This is a genomic window from Alkaliphilus pronyensis (assembly GCF_009017275.1).
Lineage (GTDB): Bacteria > Bacillota > Clostridia > Peptostreptococcales > Natronincolaceae > Alkaliphilus_C > Alkaliphilus_C pronyensis.
This window is the reverse complement of sequence record NZ_WBZC01000031.1, coordinates 31,657-50,828: the sequence shown is the minus strand read 5'-3', so window position 1 is coordinate 50,828 and position 19,172 is coordinate 31,657. Positions and strand designations below refer to the sequence as shown.

The window sequence follows — 19,172 nt, the reverse complement described above, 5'->3', positions numbered from 1 at the left end:
CTACCTCTATTTCTATAGGATATTTCTGTAGGTTTCTTCTAGCCTTTTAACCATTATCCTTGAGTCAAACAGCTTAAGAACTCTTTTTTTTCCTTGTTTACCTAAATCTCTTCTTAATTCCTCATTCATTATTAGCTCAAGCATATGCTTTGCTAATTCCTCTTCATCACCTGCTTTAAAAAACAAGCCTGCCTCTCCAACCACCTCTTGAATACTGTCTAAGCTAGTTGCGATTATTGGCTTTTCCAGTATCATTCCCTCTGCCAGCACTAAACCAAATGCCTCATTTACAGAGGTTAACACTGAAATATCTAAAATATTTATTAGTTCCTTTATATTATTCACAAAACCAGTAAATATAACATTTTCACTTATTTTAAGCTCCTGACTTAGCTTTTTTAGCTCCATCTCCTTTGAGCCTTTGCCTGCAATTATAAAGGTTACATCATTTGTATGGTCTAATACTATTTTTGCCGCCTTTAAAAAGGTTTTATGATCCTTTTCAGCTTCAAGTCTTGCTGTCATACCAATGACTATGGAGGTGTTTATATTAAGCTGCTTCTTTAAGCTTGTCTCTGGTAAACTTTGAAAGCTTTCAATATCAATGCCATTGTGTATTACCTCTATATATTTTTCTGGTACCCCCGCATTTATCAGTGATTTAGCTACTGCATTAGATATTGCAATTATTTTTTCAGTAAGCTGCCTCGTCATTAGCTTTACAAAATAATTATTACCTGGTTTTTGCTTCCAATGCTTTGTCATAACTACTTTAATGCCAAGAAATTTCGCAGCTAATCTTCCTGCTAAGCTTGCATGGGCATGAAGTATTTGTGGACTTTCTGCCTTTAATATTTTAGTAATTTTAACAAATAGCTTTGGATCAAAGCTTTTAGGGCCAATAGTTTCAGAGGCTAAGTGAACCTTGATGTTACCTTCTTCAATCAGCTTATGATACAGCTGACCCTTTCCATGACAAATGACCTGAAGATCGAACTCTTGTCTATTATAGTGTTTCAAAATACTCATGAGATATTGTCCTGCACCACCAAAGTTATGATCAGAAATAACGTGAATTACCTTAACCATGTCTAGCCTCCTGTCCTAGAACCACACTACATATTGTTGCACCCAAAAGCATCCAAAAGGAAAACAATATTCTTGGATCATACCAGACATAATCTACAAAGCCATGTAGCATATGACCTGCTATTGCTGCCAGTAGACCAAATACTATGAATCTGCTTTTGCTATTAAGCATCTTTACAGCCGATAGTATTGCCCATTTTATTAATGCCAGCAGCATAACCATAAAGGAAATAAAACCGGGTATTCCAAGCTCTGCAGCAATCTGTAAAACCAGATTGTGGGAATGTACAGCTAAAGCACTTCCATAAACAAAGTACTGATACATATTGGAGAAGGCAGGAAGCCCTAGTCCTGTACCCTTTAGCCAATTGCTTTTAATCAAATCTAGTGTCCCTATCCAAATAGATATCCTGTAGGCATTTGATGTGTCCTGTAGATTAGTTATAGAGCCTAATCTCCTCATTATTAAGTCTGGGGAGATAAATAACACTCCTACACCTAAAACAGCCATTAAAAAAATTAATCTCTTGTCTATTAAAATTGCCATTACTATTACAGCAAAAATAAATGCTAACCAGCCTCCCCTTGATAGGGATAGAATTAAACCTGTGGCAATTACTAGGTTCAGTAGCCCATATCCAATTTTATTTACTAACTTTTCCTCCGTCAGCATAATAATTATACCCATCATAATAGTAATAACTAAATATTTAGCAAGTACATTAGGATTTCCCAGGGTTCCCATAGCCCTTGTTGTAATTTCACCAAATTCCTCTAAGTCCACCCATGTACCCCCCATGGTTATTCCAAATCTATATTGCAAAATAGCATAAAAGCTTTGTAGTACAGCAGCCCACACATTTGCCTTTAAAAAGCTTAATAGCTTTTGTCTATTGTTTAAAGTATAAATTATTATATAGCCAAAAATAATTCCACTTCCATATAATATTAAAGTCATTAGACTATTAACCTTAAATGGAGAGGTAGCTACGGAAATTAAAAGAAATGCAAAAAACAGTAGAAAAAAAGGCTCTATCTTTAGGGATTTAACCTTTATATTGTTAAAGACAAAGCTAACAAAAAGCCCTAATGCTAGTAAAATCAAATTGGTTGAACTGGTGAAGGGAATAATAAAGGCTATAGTATATATACCCCTCTCTATTTGGAAGAGAGAGCTGTATATAATATAAGCCAGCCCCAATAACTGTAGCACTTGATTTGTTGATAATACTGTCAGCAGCACCGACAAGGCTAGAATACTATAGCTCCTAAGTAATGATTTACTTATTACTTCATAGGGAATACAAAAAATTCTATAGCTCCAACTATATGGTGCTGATTTTTTTATTGTGTTAGTTACTCTTTTTATATATAGCCAAAGAAATGTTATTGACTTGTAAAAACCAGTACCCAATAGACTACCTCGCCATGCCTCATAAAATTTATAATCCTTTATTAAAAGCCAATAGAATACACTATTTTTTATGGCTACTCCAATAAAATCCCTTAATCTCATCATGCTTTTAAAGGCAATGCTGTCGGTAAAAATGCCATATATTATTGCAAAGGATTTAATAATTATACTATTCTCCATAATTGCTTCTCCCTTCGCTATTCTTCTATACTAAAAACCACACCAACGCCTTCAAAATATTTGGTTAATAGCCTTAAGTCTGTACCTACTTTTATTTCGATGGTTCCTATTGTTATTCTGTCGGTCATAACCTCACCTACTCCAGTCACTTTAACCTTTGCATCAAATTTATCTGGAATACTGGCTAACACAATAGAGCCTTCCCCTGTTTCTACTGGCTCCTTTGCTGCTTCAACCTCTATATCTAAAACTTCAATATTTGCATTTCTACCTGTACGTTGAAGTCTACCTGCCCCTTTTTCTAAAGCCTCAACCTGAAAGGAGGTTAGTTGTGGTAAAAACACAGTTACCGTAACGTTTTGCTCTTGTCCAGCATTTTCCTTCAACTCAGAAGACATATATCCTTGATATATTAAGAATATAGCCATTGTAGCAACAGCAAATAATACCATTAAGTCAATCCAGCTTATTTTACCAAACAATCTGCCTTCCTTATCAAATAGCTTCATATATATCGCTCCTTCTACTAACAGTTAAATTTCTTTGTTTATTTTAATGGTTTCTAACCTCTTTATTATATACTTAAAAATATCAAAAGTGAACACCATAAAAATACATTTTAAAATGTTAAAGTGAAACATAATAAAAAGACCTAAGTTATACTTAAGCCTTCTTCCTTAGAAATCAATTAATCCCAAACTTATTAATAAAGCCTCATTTACCTTTTCCATCATCTCCTCACTCAAGTGACCCACCTTTTCTTCTAGTCGTCTTTTATCTATTGTACGTATCTGTTCCAGTAAAACAACTGAGTCCTTTGGAAGTCCATATTCTGAGGCAATAATTTCAATATGGGTTGGTAATTTTGCTTTGTTTATTTGTGACGTTATGGCAGCAATTATTATTGTAGGACTATACCGATTACCTATATCATTTTGTACTACTAGTACAGGTCTTACACCCCCCTGTTCCGAACCAATAACGGGGCTTAAATCTGCATAGTATATATCTCCTCTTTTAACATTCACATTACTCACACTCCGCCATTTTTACCTCATAGTTTTCTAAAGAAGATATATCGAGGCTTAATCCCAATTCTGCCAATGAAACATTAATATTAGCCATTTCTTGGTATCCGGCTTTCATTTTCTCCCTTAGCTCTATCTTGCTTTTTTCTCTAAGATACAGCTTCATTGCTTTTCTGATAAATTCACTTCTGTTTGTTCTTTCTGATGAAACAATGTTATCGATCTCCTTCAGCAGGCTATCGGGTAGGCTTATCATAATACGTTTTGATTCAGCCATTTGGCACCTCCTAGAAACATGAGTAAAAAATACATATTAAAGTCAATAAAATTGCAGTAAAAAATATATACCCAATTATATATTATTCATTTAAAGTGTGTCAATATGATAGAAAATTTATACAAAAGACTGATAAAAAGTTATTATTTAGGTACTCTTTATTATTCTAACAAATTATCTCTTATGTGTAAAAGCTTATTATTTTCCAAGTAAACCCGTGGCACTCTTCTTCCCACCATACATACTATCTCATAATTGATGGTTTTTAATATTTCAGCAAAATCATCAACTGTTGGTGCCACTTTAGTATCTTCACCAAATATAATTACTTCATCTCCTGCTTTTACCTCTAACCCAGTAGCATCAGCCATGGATTGATCCATGCAAATTCTACCAACTATCGGAATCTTTTTGCCATTTATGGAGACCTTTACTTTCCCAGTAAGGAGTCTAGTAAATCCATCTGCATAACCGATAGGTAGGGTAGCTATTTTCCTTTCTCCCTCTGTTTTATATACTAAGCCATAGCTTACACCAGTATTAGGGGGTAAATTTTTCACTTGAGATACTCTAGCCTTTAATGACATTACTTGCTTCAGATTAACCGCATTATGGTTAACCTCCTTAGATGGATATAAGCCATAAAGCATAATGCCAGCCCTGACCATATCAAGGTTCATTTCTGGCAGGTCTATAATTGCAGCACTATTTGACACGTGTTTTATTGGAATGAAAATATCTATAGCTTCAAGCCTTTCAATTAACCCTTTAAACCTATTGAACTGAAGAAGAGTAAAGGATTTATCCTCCTCATCGGCTGTAGCAAAATGAGTATAAATTCCCTCAATTTCAACATTGGATAACATAGATATTTCTTTGATTTCCTCAATAGTTTCATCAGACACATTAAAACCTAATCGAGACATACCGGTATCAATTTTTAAGTGTAGCTTAACTGTATTATTTAAGGTTTTTGCAGCTTCAGAAAGTTCCTTTGCTTGACTAAGGGAATATACTGTCTGAAGTATATTATTTTCTATAACTATATGGGCTTGTTCTTCAGGAGTATAGCCAAGAACTAGTAATGGCGCATCTACTGCTGCTCTCCTTAGTTCCATAGCCTCTGTTAAGGTTGCCACAGCTAATCGATCAGCACCATTACTCAAAAGCGTAGCTGCTATATCAACAGCTCCATGTCCGTACCCATTAGCTTTAATAACTGCACAAACTAGTGTGTCTTTTTTTACAACCCTTCTTACCTCAGAAATATTGTTTTTCAGGTTATCAAGATTTATTTCTGCCCAAACGGGTCTTAAATCTCGCTTTGTTAGCATCCTCCCACATCCTTTCATCCTTTGTTATAGATTATTGTACTTCACTATGTATGTAAAAAAGCTTGTCATCTAGCTTAGGATTATACTGAAAATTTTCAAAGGCTACACTAAATTTAATGACTTTGTCTTCATCTAATATTTGAAGCTCTACTGGTTTAAGGGTTCTGGTATCTATCCAAAGCTTTTGTGAATGGAAATAATAGTTGTTTTTTGGCAGCTCTGTTTCTATGGTCAAAAGCTGTTTTTCTTCATTTTTAGACAATATTGTAGATGAACCATTACTAAACACATTTTCCATAAAATAGCCTATAAATAGTAGCTGCTCCTTAGACCCTTCAAAGGAGTTCATTCTCCAAATTTCATTAATTGATGGATCAATTACCCAAGCCATTTTCCCATTATATATGGTTGCATTCCCTTTAAGCTCTTCTGGCATAATTATTTCTAATCTATACTTGTTTGGGTACTTGAAGATTTGCTCCATAACATACTCTCTTGAACCGGTTTCTCCCTTTGCAATAATACGTGCAATACAGCTATAGCTCTCCATTGCATTTATTTTTTTCTGGGCTTTGTAATAAATTTCTTCATTTGTAGGCTGTTTACAGGCTGTTAAACATAAAAAACATAGAACTCCTATTATGGCAACCTTTATAAGCCTCAATTTAAAGCCTCCCTATTGTTTATTATTGAATCCTAAAGCAATTGCCTGTGCAACTGCATTTTCCCTGCTATGGGAAATTGATATTAATATATTATCTATATTTTTACTATATGCAAGCTTTGATGCATTATTATGGAAATGTACCATTGGTTTGCCTAAGGAGTCTTTATATATTTCTATATCCTGCCACTGGATATCTCTAAACCCAGTGCCAATTGCTTTAACTACTGCTTCTTTAGCAGCAAAAAAACCTGCTACAGATTCTGGCTTCATATTACTTTCCTTTAAAGCTTGTATTTCGTTATCTGTTAAGATTCTATTAATAAATCTTGGATTTTTTTTCATAGCATTTTCTATTCTTTTTATTTCTACTATATCAATACCTATTCCAATAATAATAGAAATCACTCCTTCAAGGGTTATTAATTGTTACTGTTTTTTTTCAATAGCTGATCATCAAGATTCTCCATTTCTTCATGTCCCAGCATTGTATGTAGGAATGAATATAAAAAATCTATCCTTTCTTCTAACTCTTCCTTCTTCTCCCTTAGCTCTCCTAAAGCATTTCTTAAATCAGTTATTTTTTCATCTGTTTCCTTTAAGTGGCTTACACTTGCTGATAAATCTTCATAGGCTATTCTTATTGTTTCCTTTAAGAGTGCTAAATTAACTTCCTCAATTTGCCCTGGTAGCTCTTCTAATCTAACATAAAGAGCATCTAGCTCTTCATTGGTCTGTTCCATCTCAAGCTTTGATTTCTCCATTTCCTCTAGTGCGTCGTCCCTATCATCTCTATTAACTAGTTCAGATAGCTTTAATATCTTTTTAATAAGAGTAAGCTTCCGTTGATTTTTGATTTTCAACTGTTTTTTTAGATCACCCTCTTCCTTCAAAAGGGCTTCCAGCTCTTGGGATAGCTTTTCCATTAGTTTATTTTTTTTATCTTCGAATAGATTTTTCCATCCTTTATCTTTTATAAGTATTGGTACTTTACTCTTTTTAATAACCTTTTCATTTAATATTATATCCTTAGCAGATTTCTTGAAGAACATTTTATCCCTCTTTTCTGTAAAAAAGTGCAGACTTCTGTCTTTATTATTATATTATTATTCCATTTATCCTGCTAGTCTCCTGTCCTAATTTTAATTATAGTAATTAAATTTTATTAAATGGAAAAACTAGTTTAGAGGTGATACTGTGAAGATAAATTGTAAAAAAGGAAAATTAAGTATTGTATTAATAATTGTTTTACTGCTTATATGGGGATGTAATGGGAATCAAAGGCCTAGTCCCGAGGAGAATAAAAGCAAGCCTCCTGAAGTACCAGAAACCTTTACTAGGATGGAGGAGGAGCTTCTAACAACCATGTTTGCCATTGATGGTGTCGCTGGACTTGAAAAGGTAATAGAAGAGGTTGAGAAGGCAAAGAAACAGGTAGAAATGGAGTCGGAGGTAGAGCTTGATGCAGAGGAAAAGAAGGAGCCAAAAAAAAAAGCAATAGACATAAATATGTTTCTTTATCAGGAATCTACAGTTATTCCGTTACTTGAAGAGGAGGGTATAGAAAGTGATATAGTTATGGTTGATGATCCCCCAGAAAACATAGACAGCATATGGTATCAAATAGATAATTTAGTTGCTTCTGTTCACAAAAACTGGAATTCTTTGGAGCCTTCCTTAAAAAAAGCAGGTGCATCTGATGATTCAATAAGAAGGTTTGAAAATTATTTAAGTGACACTTCTGTTACGGTATCCAACAAGGACACCCTTCAAAGCTTAATGAAGCTTAACAGATTATCCTCATACCTAAATGATTTTCGTGAAAATTTCACCTCTAAGTCACCAATGCAGGTGTATGAGGTTAAGTACCATCTTCGGCAGTCAGTTTTAATGGCATCTCAGGAGGACTTTTTAGGGGCAGAGGTTGAGATTAAAAAGGCAAACGATGTTGGAGGCGACTTAAAGCAACCATTAGTGGAAAAAAATAAAGGGGATGTGTATCAACAATTTAAGCTGTCAATTGAGGATTACATGCAGCAGTTAGCAGTTGAAAGCTTTTACATTACACAGGTTAAGGGTTCAATTGTCATGGAAAACATAGAAAAAATGATAGAGGTTTTTGAGTCTGGTAAGTAAATATAAAGCAGGGTCATAGTCCCTGCTTTATACTGATGAAAAAGCTAAATGTGACTATAATACAGTAAAAATAAATGCTGCAAGTATTATTGTCAGTAGCATTACATATATAAACACATCCCCCAATATCATTGATTTCTCATACCTTTCAACACACATGTTTGGGAACTCTTCACATACTTTAGTAATTGGCTTAAATATAAGCTTTTCTGCATTAATCCATCTAGGTATGTGACGCTTGAATAGATGGTACTTTACACCTACTATAAAAAAGCTGATACCTAATCCAAAAACCAATATGGTATCCATAAAATTCTTCATGTTCCAAAAGCTCATACCCACAATATATTCTCCTACAAACTCTGGATCATAGGTAAAGGAAAGCACAGCAGGTATTATTAATTTTTCTAAAAACATATAGGGGTTTATACCTATTATAATTATAATTATTGCTAAAGCCCCCATGGCAAACGACATTCGAGTATATTTAGGCTTTAAATTCTTATACTGCGGTGGACACTCACCCATAAAAATAAATCCAAAGAATTTTATGAATGAGGATACAGTTCCTGCACTTACTACCTTGAATGCCAGTTCAGCATAACGGAAGGAGGGATGTCCGTATTCATAGGCTTCTTTAATTCCATGATGTAATATAGTTTTACTGGCAAAGCCATTAAGCCCAGGCATTCCAGTTATCGCCAATACAGCAACTAATGCAACAAAAGCAGCAAATGGCATTTTTCTCCATAGACCACCCAGTTTATACATGTTTAACTCCTTAGTAAATATATAGACAACTCCAGCCACCATAAACAGCAGTGATTTAAAGAGTCCATGATTAATCATATGATATATGCTTCCCGAAAAACCCATAGCCCCTTGATAGCCCAGATAGGCTGCTACTCCTATACCCATAATTATATATCCCATTTGACTTATGCTATGGTATGCCAGCATCTTCTTTATATTGCTTTCCAGAAGTGCTAAAAATACTCCAACAACCATTGTAGCAATTCCAAGCCATATAATTATAATCCCTAAATTTGCTGATGTATTCCATAGAACTTCATTGGCGGTAGAGGCTTTAACAGCATTTACTGAATATATTATGGTTACCACCCTTAATATTCCATAGGCTCCTACTTTAGTTAAAATACCAGAGGATATTGCATTTACAGTATTAGGAGACTCCCTATATATTTTGGGCAACCAGAAATGAAAGGGAACCATACCAGCCTTGATACCAAAGCCGAAAATGAATAAGCCTCCAATCACATACTTAACTATACCCATTTGACTGAATTTTTCAGCTAGATTTATCCATTCATAGCTTTGGGTATAGGCAGATAATAATATTATTCCACTTAGAATACTGAGACCTCCGATAATTCCCATATAAATATATACATTTCCTGCCTCTAATACTTTATTACCTCTATAATGAACCATTAAAGCATAGGAGCTGAAGGTCATTATTTCGAAAAATAAGAAAAAGCTTAATAGGTCTCCAGCCATCAAGGTTCCTATTGTTGTTATATAGGTAATTATATAGAAAAAATAAAAGGTTCTTTCTCTATCTCTATGATTAATATCATCAAGGCTATAAATACTTGAAATAGTATAAATGATTCCTGTAAAAACCATTAATATATAATTCAATAAGTCTATTTTAAAGAAAATTCCAATTGAAAAAACCTTATCAAACTTGTAAATAATAGGAGCTTCCATGACGTGGTTAAAGGTTAGCATAATAAGAATGGTAGTGGAGATAATAAAGGCATTTACAGAAATTCTTCTGACTAATCGATGATTATCACTAAGCAAGGGAATTATTATTGCCTCAAGCAGTCCAAAAAATATGATAACTGCAGGCAACCAAAATAGTATAATTAGTCTTAAGTCCTCCATTTTTACCCCTCCCTTAATAGAGTATGTTTTATATATACTGAAGCTACTAATTTAATATAATTATCTATTAATCTTATATGCTTACAATAACAATTGTCAAATAAACTGTGTCCTGATTTTTCTCTTAATATCCCGATTTTTCTACCTTTAAAGCTATTTTTTTAAAGTTTATGAATATTTTTAAATTTCATTGAATAATTATTATTTAGTGGCTATAAATAAATCTGTAAAAAAAGGCCTAATAGGTATACCCCATTAAACCCTTCAGTAGATTTTGTTTAGTTACATAAGTTACTTAAAAATAATAAGCAATACCATTATGCTAGTTAATACAATTGAATATATAACTACATCACTTCTTATAATCCTGGTTTCATATTTATTGGTAAAGATATGGACTGTAGCTACAAATTTTTGTAAGCCACCTTCTTTTTCATTTGCTAAGTCATCATCATCTTCTGTAATCACGTGTAATTCTCCATTATCTACACCATTGCCTTTGAGCATAAGTTTTCTAATGAGCTGAACTGTCTTTAATAATGGTAAAAAGAAAATATATTCTATATTAAGCCATTTTGGCAGTTGGATATGAAATAAATGAAATTTTATCCCCAAAGCGAAGGTTATTATTCCAAGTATATATACCCAAATCATAGCTGTCATATCAAAGCTGTTAAAGAAATTTATATCTACAAGATATTTATCAATAAAGGCTGGATCATAGGTGACATTTCTTACAGCTGGTATAATGAATTTGTTTAGTAGGTAATCGGGCTTTAATCCTATACCTATAATCATTAAGGCCATACCACCCATAGCCATTTCCATCATTCTATAATTGCTCTTAATATTATTATATTTTTGGGGTAGCTTTCCTAGAAAAACAAATCCAAAGAGCTTAATAAATGAACACACTGTTCCTGCACTTATTATTGTAAAAATTATTTCAGCATACTTAAAGGAGTAATGTCCATATTGATAGGCTTCTATTATGGCATGATGTAATAAGGATTTACTGGCAAAGCCATTAAAGCCAGGCATTCCTGTAATTCCTAATGCTGCAATTAGGCATACTATAGCAGTAATGGGCATCTTTTTCCAAAGACCACCCAGCTTATACATATCCACTTCACGGGTCTGTAAATAAACGACTCCTGCAACCATAAACAACAGAGATTTAAACAGTGCATGATTAATTATATGATATAGGGCACCTGAATAACCCATACCTCCTTTATAGCCTAAATAAACTGCTACACCTATTCCCATAACTATATATCCCATTTGACTAACACTATGATATGCCAACATTTTTTTAATATTAGATTGCTGTAAAGCCAAAAACACCCCAAGTGCCATTGTAGCTATTCCAAGCCATATTATAAATCCCCCTAAGCTTTGGGCTGGTATCCATAGAATATCCTTATAGCTTGATATCTCAAAGCTGGCTGGAAAAAAGATTGTGGTTGAGGCCCTAAGTATTCCATAAGCGCCAATTTTTATCATAATACCAGATAATAAAGCGCTGGCTGGTGTTGGAGCAACTGGATGGGCCTTTGGTAGCCATATATGAACAGGTGCCATACCTGCCTTAATACCGAAGCCAAATACAAATAGACCTATAATCCAATACTTTAAGGGCCCTATATCCTGCAGCATAGAGGCCATGGGAATAAACTCTAGGGTTCCAGTCTTCACATAAAGTAATATACCTCCTAATAGAATGCTTAGTCCCCCTATAACACCCATATAAATATAATTATAGCCTGCAACAATACAATCATCATGCTCACAATGAGAAACCAGCATATAGGAGCTAAATGTCATAATTTCAAAGAATAAAAACATTGTAAATAAATCCGCCGCCATTACAGTGCCTAAAACTGCTCCATAGGTGACCGACATAAAAAAGTAGAATCGGCTTCTATGGTTCTCTATTAGCATATAATCGTGGGAGTAAATCATAACCAATAACCACAAAATAGATGTTGTGAATAGCATTGAGAAGCTAAGCATATCCACCTTGAAATGCAGGCCAAAGCCTAACACCTTAGAAATTTCCAATATCTGCCCACCATTTATAGCCTGGGGATATAAGGCCAAAACAAGTATTAGGGATATGAAGGTAGTATTTACAACTGTCACATCCCTTAAATCATCAGATTTCCTCCCCCAATATAACTCTATAAGGCTTCCTAAAAAGGGAGTTCCTATAATGAAAAGGGGTAGATACTTAAAATGGGTTATACTATATAAAATCCTCTTTAATAAATCAATTTTTATTTTTAAAACCGTTTCTCCTAAGCCTACATTAGTAATAGTAATAAAACCTAAAATTATAGCAGCTGATGCAATAAAAATAACTATGCAATCGATGCAAAAGGAGTTAAATCTACTGTTTTTAACCGGTAATAGATTATTATTCCTTGATGACAGCTTGACATTTTCATCACTTTTCATTTAATCTCCTCCAAACAGTTAGAAGCAAGTGCTGACCACTGGTTTTTATGCCTTTTAGTTAATGGTATATACAATATTATATTAATGGTCCATAATATATTGTACTATATGCTAGAGTTATTGCAAGTAAAATATTCTGTCCCACGGTGTTTACTATTTCTTCACCCTCTTTAGAGGTAGTTAGGTGCCAACAAGCTTTAAAACATTGGCAAATAAAATTCAGGTGGCAAAATGGCCACCTGAGCTAAGTTTTAACTATTGTAAAAAGGTTGGTACAGCTTTTTCTATTGCTTCCATTATCAGATGGGGATAAAACCCTAATATCAAGCTCCCTAGTGCCAAAATAACCATAGGAACAATCATAGTTTTAGGCAGCTTATCCAATACCATAATATTTTTTCTTTCTTTGCTTTCCTTCAAGAATGCAGAAATAATTATTGGTAAATAATAAATAGCATTTAAGAAGCTGCTAACCAGTATCAAAATAAGATATATTGGCTTATCGGCCCCTAAAACTGCAAAGCTTAAATATATCTTACTCATAAAGCCATTAATTCCTGGTATTCCAATCATACCCAGGGCAGCTACAGTAAACACTAGCATTGTTATAGGCATTTCATAGCCAATACCATCTAAATCATTTATATTACGTTTATCTTTATAGTATATAATTGCTCCTGCACTTAAAAACAGTGCTGACTTCATTAAACCGTGGGATATAATATGAAACATAGAGGCAGCTAATCCATCGGTGGAAACTAGTCCAAGTCCCAGAAAAATATAGCCTAATTGTGCAACACTGGAATATGCAAGTACTCTCTTTATATCTTTTTGTCCTATTGCAAAAACTGAACCCATAATCATGCCCATTGCAGCAAAGAAGGTTATAAAGGCTGGTATGCCTAAAGCATTAACTATGGTTTCACCCAACACATTAAATAATATTTTGTAGGCTGAGAATATATAAACCTTTACAACTAAGCTTGACAACAATGCACTTGATGCTGATGGTGCTGACGAATGGGCATCTGGCAGCCATACATGAAGGGGAAACATGGCAGCTTTAATAGCTAGCCCCGTAAGAATGAATCCCACTGCTGTTAATATATTGGTTGGAAACAGCTGCCAAGCTACAGATATTATTTCGTATGATTTCCCTATATTTAAGTGTCCTGTAACCATATATAGCATTGCAATACCAAACAAAATTGATAGGGAGCCAATAGTGCTTATTACTAAATATCTAAATGAAGACATATAGGTTTCTTTTTTATTTTTAATAGATACAATACTACAGGAGGTTAATGATAATATCTCCATAAACACGTACATATTAAACAAATCGTTGGTGTAGGTTATTCCTATCATAGAGAAGATAAGAATAAAAACTAGTGTATAGTAATCATTAAGCTTGTGGTTATTTATTACATGCTCCATGTCTTTAAAGGAATAAATTAGTATTAATAAAGATAGGGTTAAAATAAATAGTGACATAAATGCGGAAAACTCGTTCACCAGAAGCTGTACTCCAATTGCTTCATTCCAATTACCGAAGTTATAGGTGAAGGAGCCGACTTTATAAACGTATAATAATGCCTTTAATGTCAATAGCCAAGCAATTGCTAAAACAGATACTAAAAAAAGCTTTATTTTTTTAAACTCTATATTTAAAAGGGGTATCAATACAGAAGCCGTTAGTAACAGCACTATACTATATATTGGAAAATGTATATTATCCATTGGACTTTTCCCCCTTAATTTCCATTATCTCATTAAGGTCAATAGTACCATATGCTTCATGTATCTTTATTATTAAGCTTAATGAGTAGGCAGTAATACTAACAGCAACTACAATACCTGTAAGAATAATCGCCGAGGGTAATGGATTTATATACAGCATTTTATCTCCCCCTAGATTTATAATAGGAGATCTACCCTCATTAACATAGCCAATTGAGACAAAAAATAAAAATATCGCTGTCTCCATAATATTTAGACCTATTACCTTTTTTAAGAGATTACTATGGGTTAGTACGGTATACAATCCAATAACAAAGAGGGCAACTGAAGCCACATAATTTATATTGTCAATAATTGATTTAATAAATTCCACCATCAGTCCTCCTCTATTATGGTATGAAATAATGTTATCATTGTACTGGCAACCTTTAATCCAATTGCAGCAGTAATTAATGGTATAAAGCCGCCGCTAATTACATCACCTGCTTTCCCCATAAAAAACCCTACCTCTTTATTAGACAAAAAACTTCCTCCAAGGAAGATACCTACTAATCCCAGTAGTACATACCATATAATTCCTCCTGACTCAAAAACCCCAGTAACCTTGTGGGGGAGCTTTTTATTTGCTGCCGTCAAGCCATAGGATAATGTATATAGTATCATACTAGCACCTAATACTGCACCACCTGAAAACCCACCACCCGGAGAAATATGTCCATGTAGAATAATAAATATTCCATAGATTTGAATAAAGGGAACAATTAATCTGGTAATAGTTTTAACTATCAAGTTATCCATTGTTTTTGTCACCCTTTTCCTTTGAGTTATGATTTAATCTTAAAACCGATAATACTGCAGCGATAGAGGTAAAAAGTACTGTTGTTTCCCCCAGTGTATCAAAGGATCTATAGTCTGTTATTATAGAGGCTATAGCATTGGGGGCATGGGTATCCTCTATAGCATTTTCAATATAATAAACAGAGGTTTCATTATAGGATGGATTATCTATACTACCCAATGAGGGCATTTTTAAGACACTGGAGGTTAGAAGTACAAAAAGCCCTAATAGAACCAATATAACTAAAGCCTTTTTCATTTTTTCACCCTCCTAGTACGACTAATAACACTTACAAACAATATTGTAGTTACTCCCGCTCCAATTGCTGCTTCAGTTAGTGCAATATCAGGTGCTTTTAGCAGCAACCATAGCACTGCCATGGTTAAGCTATAGGCATCAAATATTATCACAGCACTGAGTAAATCCTTTGTACGCTCTACAGCTATAGCACAAACTATCAAAAATACAACTAAAATAACATTCAGAAGCTCCACTTTCCCCACCCTTTCACTGTAAAGCCAACCCTATTCCTTTAATGCCTCAGATTTCATTTTATTATGCTGTGCCTTTGCAATTATATGGGCTGCTGTAGGATTAGTAATCCATATAAAAATGATAATAATAAGCAGCTTTAAGAATATGATATCGAAGCCTTTGTAAATCATTAATCCTATCAGTATTAACCCCGCCCCTAAGGTATCACATTTTGTTGTGGCATGCATACGACAAAAAACATCAGGCATTCTTATTAATCCAAGTGTTCCTACAAAAAAGAAAAAGCCTCCACCAATAAAAAATAATATCACCAGTAGGTTTAATAATAATTCCATCATTAGCACTCCTTAAAAAAGTTTTCCTTTTTCCATATACTTAGAAACACAAACAGTTGTGTTGAAGCCTATCATGGCATAGACAATAGCAACATCAACAAAAAAATCCTGCTTAGTCATCATTGCCAGCAATACAATTAAGACGGTTATTTTAGTTGACATAACGTTAATAGAAACAACTCTGTCTGCGGCCGTTGGTCCCTTATACGCACGATACAAGCATATGAAGGTCAAGGCTGCAAGAAAGGCAGCTAAAAGTGAAAATGCTAATTCCATCATTTTTCATCAGCCTCCAGTTTTATTACAGCTGCTTCTAGTTTACTACCCTTAATCCCCTCACCTGCTTCCTTTGTTAATGCGTGAACAATATATCCTTCATCTGTTAAGTCGACAGTTAAGGTACCTGGAGTTAAGGTGATAGCATTTGCTAATATAACCTTATTTGTATCCTTTTTAACTGAATTAGGGACTGTAACAAAGGATGGAGAGATTGGTAGTCTTGGGTTTAAAACTATTTTTGCAACTTCAAAATTAGCTTTTATAATTTCAACAATTAAGGTAATTATAAATAAAACAAAATTTTTTAATCCAGCAAGGGAATAAAGGGAGGTTTCTTCTTCATTAAAGATTAGGTCCTTTGAAAAGGCAACAACACCACTACATACTATAAAACCTATGATAAAGGCTTCAACTGTTAAAGCAGGAGATAGTATTAACCAAAAAACCATTAAAGGAATAAATAGCAAAGCTTGTTTTTTTGTAAAAAACATATAAAAAAATCTCATTATAACCTCCTATTATTCTAAGATTAAACAAAAACCTGTAAAAAAAGTAGATAATAACACTCTTTATTAACAATTTGTTATATTTTATATATTATACAGCAGTTTTCAGTTTTCTTCAATGATTCATTCATTACATTAATAGATAATATTGGCAGGGTCAAAGGACTGAAAAATTAATATTGTCCCAGCATGCCTCTTTTTAGTACCTGTCTTTCTGAAAGCTTATATCCATATAGCCCAACAAGCATATATATTACTGAGTTACCTATTAGAAAGCTCCAGTCAATTATAGTAAAGTTAAATACGGAATATCCCTCCCTCATAATATTCATTATTAATTCTCTACCGTAAACAAAGGGTAAAAATTTTACAAAGGGGATAGTTGTAGGTGATAAAACCATAATTCCAACAATAACAAATTGGGCTGCACCCAATAAGTTTTGTATCCTCTTGAAAACCAACCCTAAGCCCGCTAGAATTAAGCCGATCCCATATAGGCTAAATAGGCTAATAAATAGGGTTATTGATATGCTCAGTAGGTCTAAATTTAAAGCTATGCCTGTAATCTGCATCTGCATTATTATAATAAAAACAAAAAGCAGCAGAAAAAATACAGTTGATACAAGGTTTTTGCTTATAAGCAGCCATGTAAAGGGTATTTCCGTCATGTATAGCTGTTCTAATGTACCTTTTCTTGCCTCATCTATAATTGAATGGGCAGTATCTGAAAAAGCACCTATTGCTAAAAACCATAGGGCATACCCAATCAAAAATCCCTCTAGGCTATCCATAAGGGCAAAATTATTTTGTCCAATTGATTGGGCACCTGTAAACAAAGCAAGAAAAACTAATATATACATTACGATACCGATAAAACTATTAAACCAGTATCGTTTTAGTTCAATCCACTCTCTTTTGGCAATTGCCGAAAAACTATAAAAGTATTTCATGCTGCTCCTCCTTCAAAAGATCTATAAAAATTCCTTCTAGGTTTTTAGTAACCTTCTCTATAGCTATTAAACTTATACCCTCCTCTTTAAACAGTTGAAATATTTCTATAAGCTGATTTCCATTATCTAATTGTAACAGAAGGCTTGTGTTTTCAGCCTGTTTTTGATAGTTCAGTAATTGGGCTACTTTTTTTAGCCTCTCCTTCAATTGATTTTTAGGTCCCTCCATTAAGGTTACTTTATATATCTCTTTATTAAAAAGGCTTTTTAAGTTATCTACTGTATCCTTGGCAATAATCTTTCCTTTATTTATAATTATCAACCGGTCACAGGTTGCTTCTACAACATTCATATCATGGGTGCTAAGTAAAATAGTCTTGTTTTCATCCTTAGCAATTCCCCGCAGTATACTTCTCATTTCATGACTCATAGAAACATCTAAGCCTAAAGTAGGTTCATCCAGTAGTATAATATCTTTATTTGCAATTAAGGATATTGCTATTGCCACTTTTTGCTTCATTCCCCTTGAAAGCTTATTAACAACCGTATCTTTTTGCTGTTGTAGCTGAAATTGATTAATTAGATAATTAATTCTTTCTTTAACTTTTGAACTAGAAATTCCATTAATTCCAGAAAAAAACTCTAGGTTTTCTTTTACAGTCATCCTCCAATATATATTTCGGTTTCCCTCTAGGACGGCACTTATATGTCTGAGTCCCTTCCTTCTCTTGTTCTTCATTGAATATCCATTAACTATAATATCTCCGCCATCATAATCCAGCAAACCACATATGCACTTTATTATGCTTGTTTTACCAGCTCCATTTGGACCCAAAAGCCCAAAAACCTCACCTGCTTTTACATTAAATGTTACATCATCAACAGCCTTTATTTTGCTATTGTTTACATAGTAAAGCTTCTGTAGATTGTTTACCTGAAGATAGTCCACCATACCCATTTCTCCCCTCCTAAAGGAAAACCTACTTACAATAAGTAGGTTAGGTTATTAATAATATAAAAATTCTTTTTCTTTTTAACTTCCTCTTTTTTAAGCTTTATCTATTTGGCATAGGCCTTAATTATATCCCTTCGACTAACAATTCCAACTAAAGCTCCATCTTTAACTATTGGAATTCTATTAATTTTATTATTGGCCATTAATGTGGCTACATCTTCTATGTCATCCTCCTCATTTGCAGTTATCACTTTCTTTGTCATTACATCTTCAACCCTATAACCCACCATTTTTTTAATCTGCTCCCTAAGGCTTTTAGTGCTTTCAAGAAATATATAGCTATCTAAAATTGTAAAATATGATGGTAGCTGTAGTTTCTTATTTCTATAGATTAAATCTCCTTCTGTGATTACACCAACAACCTTATTTTCTTCATCTACCACAGGCAGCCCACTAATATTATTGTCAATCAATAGCTTAACTACTTCTTCAACAGTGTTTTCCCTTTTTACGCTAATTACTTCCTTTGTCATTATTTCTTTAGCCTTCATAGCTTCACCCCTCTTTTTAAAATATATATT

The 19,172-nt window shown here is 33.7% G+C and carries 23 protein-coding genes; 1 reads left to right on the top strand and 22 read right to left on the bottom strand.

The window, feature by feature from the left end; all coding sequences use genetic code 11:
* Positions 1-12 precede the first annotated feature (12 nt).
* From F8154_RS09500 to F8154_RS09460, 9 genes are all read right to left on the bottom strand, one after another.
* A complete protein-coding gene (locus F8154_RS09500; protein ID WP_151861388.1) occupies positions 13-1,089 on the bottom strand; it encodes a glycosyltransferase in 1,077 nt (358 codons plus the stop codon).
* Complete coding sequence (locus tag F8154_RS09495; protein ID WP_151861387.1) at positions 1,082-2,683, bottom strand: O-antigen ligase family protein; 1,602 nt, start codon at positions 2,681-2,683, stop codon at positions 1,082-1,084. The genes F8154_RS09500 and F8154_RS09495 overlap by 8 nt, the downstream gene beginning before the upstream one ends.
* A 17-nt stretch (positions 2,684-2,700) precedes the next feature.
* Positions 2,701-3,192: a DUF4330 domain-containing protein gene (locus F8154_RS09490; RefSeq protein ID WP_151861386.1), complete on the bottom strand. Its 492-nt coding sequence runs from the start codon at positions 3,190-3,192 to the stop codon at positions 2,701-2,703.
* 168 nt (positions 3,193-3,360) lie between these two features.
* Complete coding sequence (locus F8154_RS09485; RefSeq protein ID WP_456298073.1) at positions 3,361-3,720, bottom strand: type II toxin-antitoxin system PemK/MazF family toxin; 360 nt, start codon at positions 3,718-3,720, stop codon at positions 3,361-3,363.
* Complete coding sequence (locus tag F8154_RS09480) at positions 3,713-3,988, bottom strand: CopG family ribbon-helix-helix protein (protein ID WP_151861384.1); 276 nt, start codon at positions 3,986-3,988, stop codon at positions 3,713-3,715. The genes F8154_RS09485 and F8154_RS09480 overlap by 8 nt, the downstream gene beginning before the upstream one ends.
* 161 nt (positions 3,989-4,149) lie before the next feature.
* Complete coding sequence (gene alr / locus F8154_RS09475; RefSeq protein ID WP_151861383.1) at positions 4,150-5,322, bottom strand: alanine racemase; 1,173 nt, start codon at positions 5,320-5,322, stop codon at positions 4,150-4,152.
* A gap of 31 nt (positions 5,323-5,353) precedes the next feature.
* Positions 5,354-5,986 (bottom strand): LolA family protein, encoded by a 633-nt coding sequence (locus F8154_RS09470; RefSeq protein ID WP_151861382.1) that lies wholly within the window; start codon positions 5,984-5,986, stop codon positions 5,354-5,356.
* Between the two features lie 12 nt (positions 5,987-5,998).
* Entirely contained in the window at positions 5,999-6,394 is a 396-nt protein-coding gene (gene acpS / locus F8154_RS09465; RefSeq protein ID WP_330577875.1) for a holo-ACP synthase, read from the bottom strand.
* Between the two features lie 14 nt (positions 6,395-6,408).
* The gene (locus F8154_RS09460) at positions 6,409-7,038 is read right to left on the bottom strand and encodes a hypothetical protein (RefSeq protein WP_151861381.1); all 630 of its coding nucleotides are present in this window, start codon (positions 7,036-7,038) and stop codon (positions 6,409-6,411) included.
* A gap of 145 nt (positions 7,039-7,183) precedes the next feature.
* On the opposite strand from F8154_RS09460, the gene F8154_RS09455 reads away from it, so the two are divergent.
* A complete protein-coding gene (locus F8154_RS09455; protein WP_151861380.1) occupies positions 7,184-8,122 on the top strand; it encodes a hypothetical protein in 939 nt (312 codons plus the stop codon).
* 54 nt (positions 8,123-8,176) lie between these two features.
* Here the strand turns inward: F8154_RS09455 and F8154_RS09450 are convergent, their stop codons facing one another.
* The 13 genes from F8154_RS09450 to F8154_RS09390 form a co-directional block, all read right to left on the bottom strand.
* Positions 8,177-10,033 carry a complex I subunit 5 family protein gene (locus F8154_RS09450; protein WP_151861379.1) on the bottom strand — a complete coding sequence of 619 codons (1,857 nt, stop codon included), beginning with the start codon at positions 10,031-10,033 and terminating at the stop codon, positions 8,177-8,179.
* A gap of 291 nt (positions 10,034-10,324) precedes the next feature.
* A complete protein-coding gene (locus tag F8154_RS09445) occupies positions 10,325-12,493 on the bottom strand; it encodes a complex I subunit 5 family protein (protein WP_151861378.1) in 2,169 nt (722 codons plus the stop codon).
* 255 nt (positions 12,494-12,748) lie between these two features.
* Positions 12,749-14,233 (bottom strand): proton-conducting transporter transmembrane domain-containing protein, encoded by a 1,485-nt coding sequence (locus F8154_RS09440; protein ID WP_151861377.1) that lies wholly within the window; start codon positions 14,231-14,233, stop codon positions 12,749-12,751.
* A complete protein-coding gene (locus F8154_RS09435; RefSeq protein ID WP_151861376.1) occupies positions 14,226-14,609 on the bottom strand; it encodes a cation:proton antiporter subunit C in 384 nt (127 codons plus the stop codon). Before F8154_RS09435 ends, F8154_RS09440 begins: the two co-directional genes overlap by 8 nt.
* Complete coding sequence (locus F8154_RS09430; protein WP_151861375.1) at positions 14,609-15,031, bottom strand: MnhB domain-containing protein; 423 nt, start codon at positions 15,029-15,031, stop codon at positions 14,609-14,611. The genes F8154_RS09435 and F8154_RS09430 overlap by 1 nt, the downstream gene beginning before the upstream one ends.
* Entirely contained in the window at positions 15,024-15,329 is a 306-nt protein-coding gene (mbhE, locus tag F8154_RS09425; protein ID WP_151861374.1) for a hydrogen gas-evolving membrane-bound hydrogenase subunit E, read from the bottom strand. Before mbhE ends, F8154_RS09430 begins: the two co-directional genes overlap by 8 nt.
* Entirely contained in the window at positions 15,326-15,565 is a 240-nt protein-coding gene (locus F8154_RS09420) for a hydrogenase subunit MbhD domain-containing protein (RefSeq protein ID WP_151861373.1), read from the bottom strand. The genes mbhE and F8154_RS09420 overlap by 4 nt, the downstream gene beginning before the upstream one ends.
* Before the next feature lie 30 nt (positions 15,566-15,595).
* On the bottom strand, positions 15,596-15,901 hold the full coding sequence (gene mnhG / locus F8154_RS09415; RefSeq protein ID WP_151861372.1) for a monovalent cation/H(+) antiporter subunit G: 306 nt from the start codon (positions 15,899-15,901) through the stop codon (positions 15,596-15,598).
* Positions 15,902-15,913: 12 nt separating this feature from the next.
* Positions 15,914-16,180: a monovalent cation/H+ antiporter complex subunit F gene (locus F8154_RS09410; protein ID WP_151861371.1), complete on the bottom strand. Its 267-nt coding sequence runs from the start codon at positions 16,178-16,180 to the stop codon at positions 15,914-15,916.
* Positions 16,177-16,686, bottom strand: coding sequence for a Na+/H+ antiporter subunit E (locus tag F8154_RS09405; RefSeq protein WP_151861370.1), 510 nt, complete (start codon positions 16,684-16,686; stop codon positions 16,177-16,179). The genes F8154_RS09410 and F8154_RS09405 overlap by 4 nt, the downstream gene beginning before the upstream one ends.
* A gap of 173 nt (positions 16,687-16,859) precedes the next feature.
* Positions 16,860-17,636: an ABC transporter permease gene (locus tag F8154_RS09400; protein ID WP_151861369.1), complete on the bottom strand. Its 777-nt coding sequence runs from the start codon at positions 17,634-17,636 to the stop codon at positions 16,860-16,862.
* On the bottom strand, positions 17,620-18,594 hold the full coding sequence (locus F8154_RS09395) for an ABC transporter ATP-binding protein (protein WP_151861368.1): 975 nt from the start codon (positions 18,592-18,594) through the stop codon (positions 17,620-17,622). Before F8154_RS09395 ends, F8154_RS09400 begins: the two co-directional genes overlap by 17 nt.
* A gap of 101 nt (positions 18,595-18,695) precedes the next feature.
* A complete protein-coding gene (locus tag F8154_RS09390) occupies positions 18,696-19,142 on the bottom strand; it encodes a CBS domain-containing protein (protein WP_151861367.1) in 447 nt (148 codons plus the stop codon).
* Positions 19,143-19,172 lie beyond the last annotated feature (30 nt).

Coding starts and splice junctions, on each gene's coding strand:
- mnhG (WP_151861372.1), bottom strand. CDS start 15,901: ATGGAATTATTATTAAACCTACTGGTGATATTATTTTTTATTGGTGGA.
- F8154_RS09490 (WP_151861386.1), bottom strand. CDS start 3,192: ATGAAGCTATTTGATAAGGAAGGCAGATTGTTTGGTAAAATAAGCTGG.
- F8154_RS09405 (WP_151861370.1), bottom strand. CDS start 16,686: ATGAGATTTTTTTATATGTTTTTTACAAAAAAACAAGCTTTGCTATTT.
- F8154_RS09495 (WP_151861387.1), bottom strand. CDS start 2,683: ATGGAGAATAGTATAATTATTAAATCCTTTGCAATAATATATGGCATT.
- F8154_RS09450 (WP_151861379.1), bottom strand. CDS start 10,033: ATGGAGGACTTAAGACTAATTATACTATTTTGGTTGCCTGCAGTTATC.
- F8154_RS09435 (WP_151861376.1), bottom strand. CDS start 14,609: ATGGTGGAATTTATTAAATCAATTATTGACAATATAAATTATGTGGCT.
- F8154_RS09480 (WP_151861384.1), bottom strand. CDS start 3,988: ATGGCTGAATCAAAACGTATTATGATAAGCCTACCCGATAGCCTGCTG.
- F8154_RS09390 (WP_151861367.1), bottom strand. CDS start 19,142: ATGAAGGCTAAAGAAATAATGACAAAGGAAGTAATTAGCGTAAAAAGG.
- F8154_RS09410 (WP_151861371.1), bottom strand. CDS start 16,180: ATGATGGAATTAGCATTTTCACTTTTAGCTGCCTTTCTTGCAGCCTTG.
- mbhE (WP_151861374.1), bottom strand. CDS start 15,329: ATGAAAAAGGCTTTAGTTATATTGGTTCTATTAGGGCTTTTTGTACTT.
- F8154_RS09500 (WP_151861388.1), bottom strand. CDS start 1,089: ATGGTTAAGGTAATTCACGTTATTTCTGATCATAACTTTGGTGGTGCA.
- F8154_RS09460 (WP_151861381.1), bottom strand. CDS start 7,038: ATGTTCTTCAAGAAATCTGCTAAGGATATAATATTAAATGAAAAGGTT.
- alr (WP_151861383.1), bottom strand. CDS start 5,322: ATGCTAACAAAGCGAGATTTAAGACCCGTTTGGGCAGAAATAAATCTT.
- F8154_RS09395 (WP_151861368.1), bottom strand. CDS start 18,594: ATGGGTATGGTGGACTATCTTCAGGTAAACAATCTACAGAAGCTTTAC.
- F8154_RS09440 (WP_151861377.1), bottom strand. CDS start 14,233: ATGGATAATATACATTTTCCAATATATAGTATAGTGCTGTTACTAACG.
- F8154_RS09400 (WP_151861369.1), bottom strand. CDS start 17,636: ATGAAATACTTTTATAGTTTTTCGGCAATTGCCAAAAGAGAGTGGATT.
- F8154_RS09430 (WP_151861375.1), bottom strand. CDS start 15,031: ATGGATAACTTGATAGTTAAAACTATTACCAGATTAATTGTTCCCTTT.
- F8154_RS09445 (WP_151861378.1), bottom strand. CDS start 12,493: ATGAAAAGTGATGAAAATGTCAAGCTGTCATCAAGGAATAATAATCTA.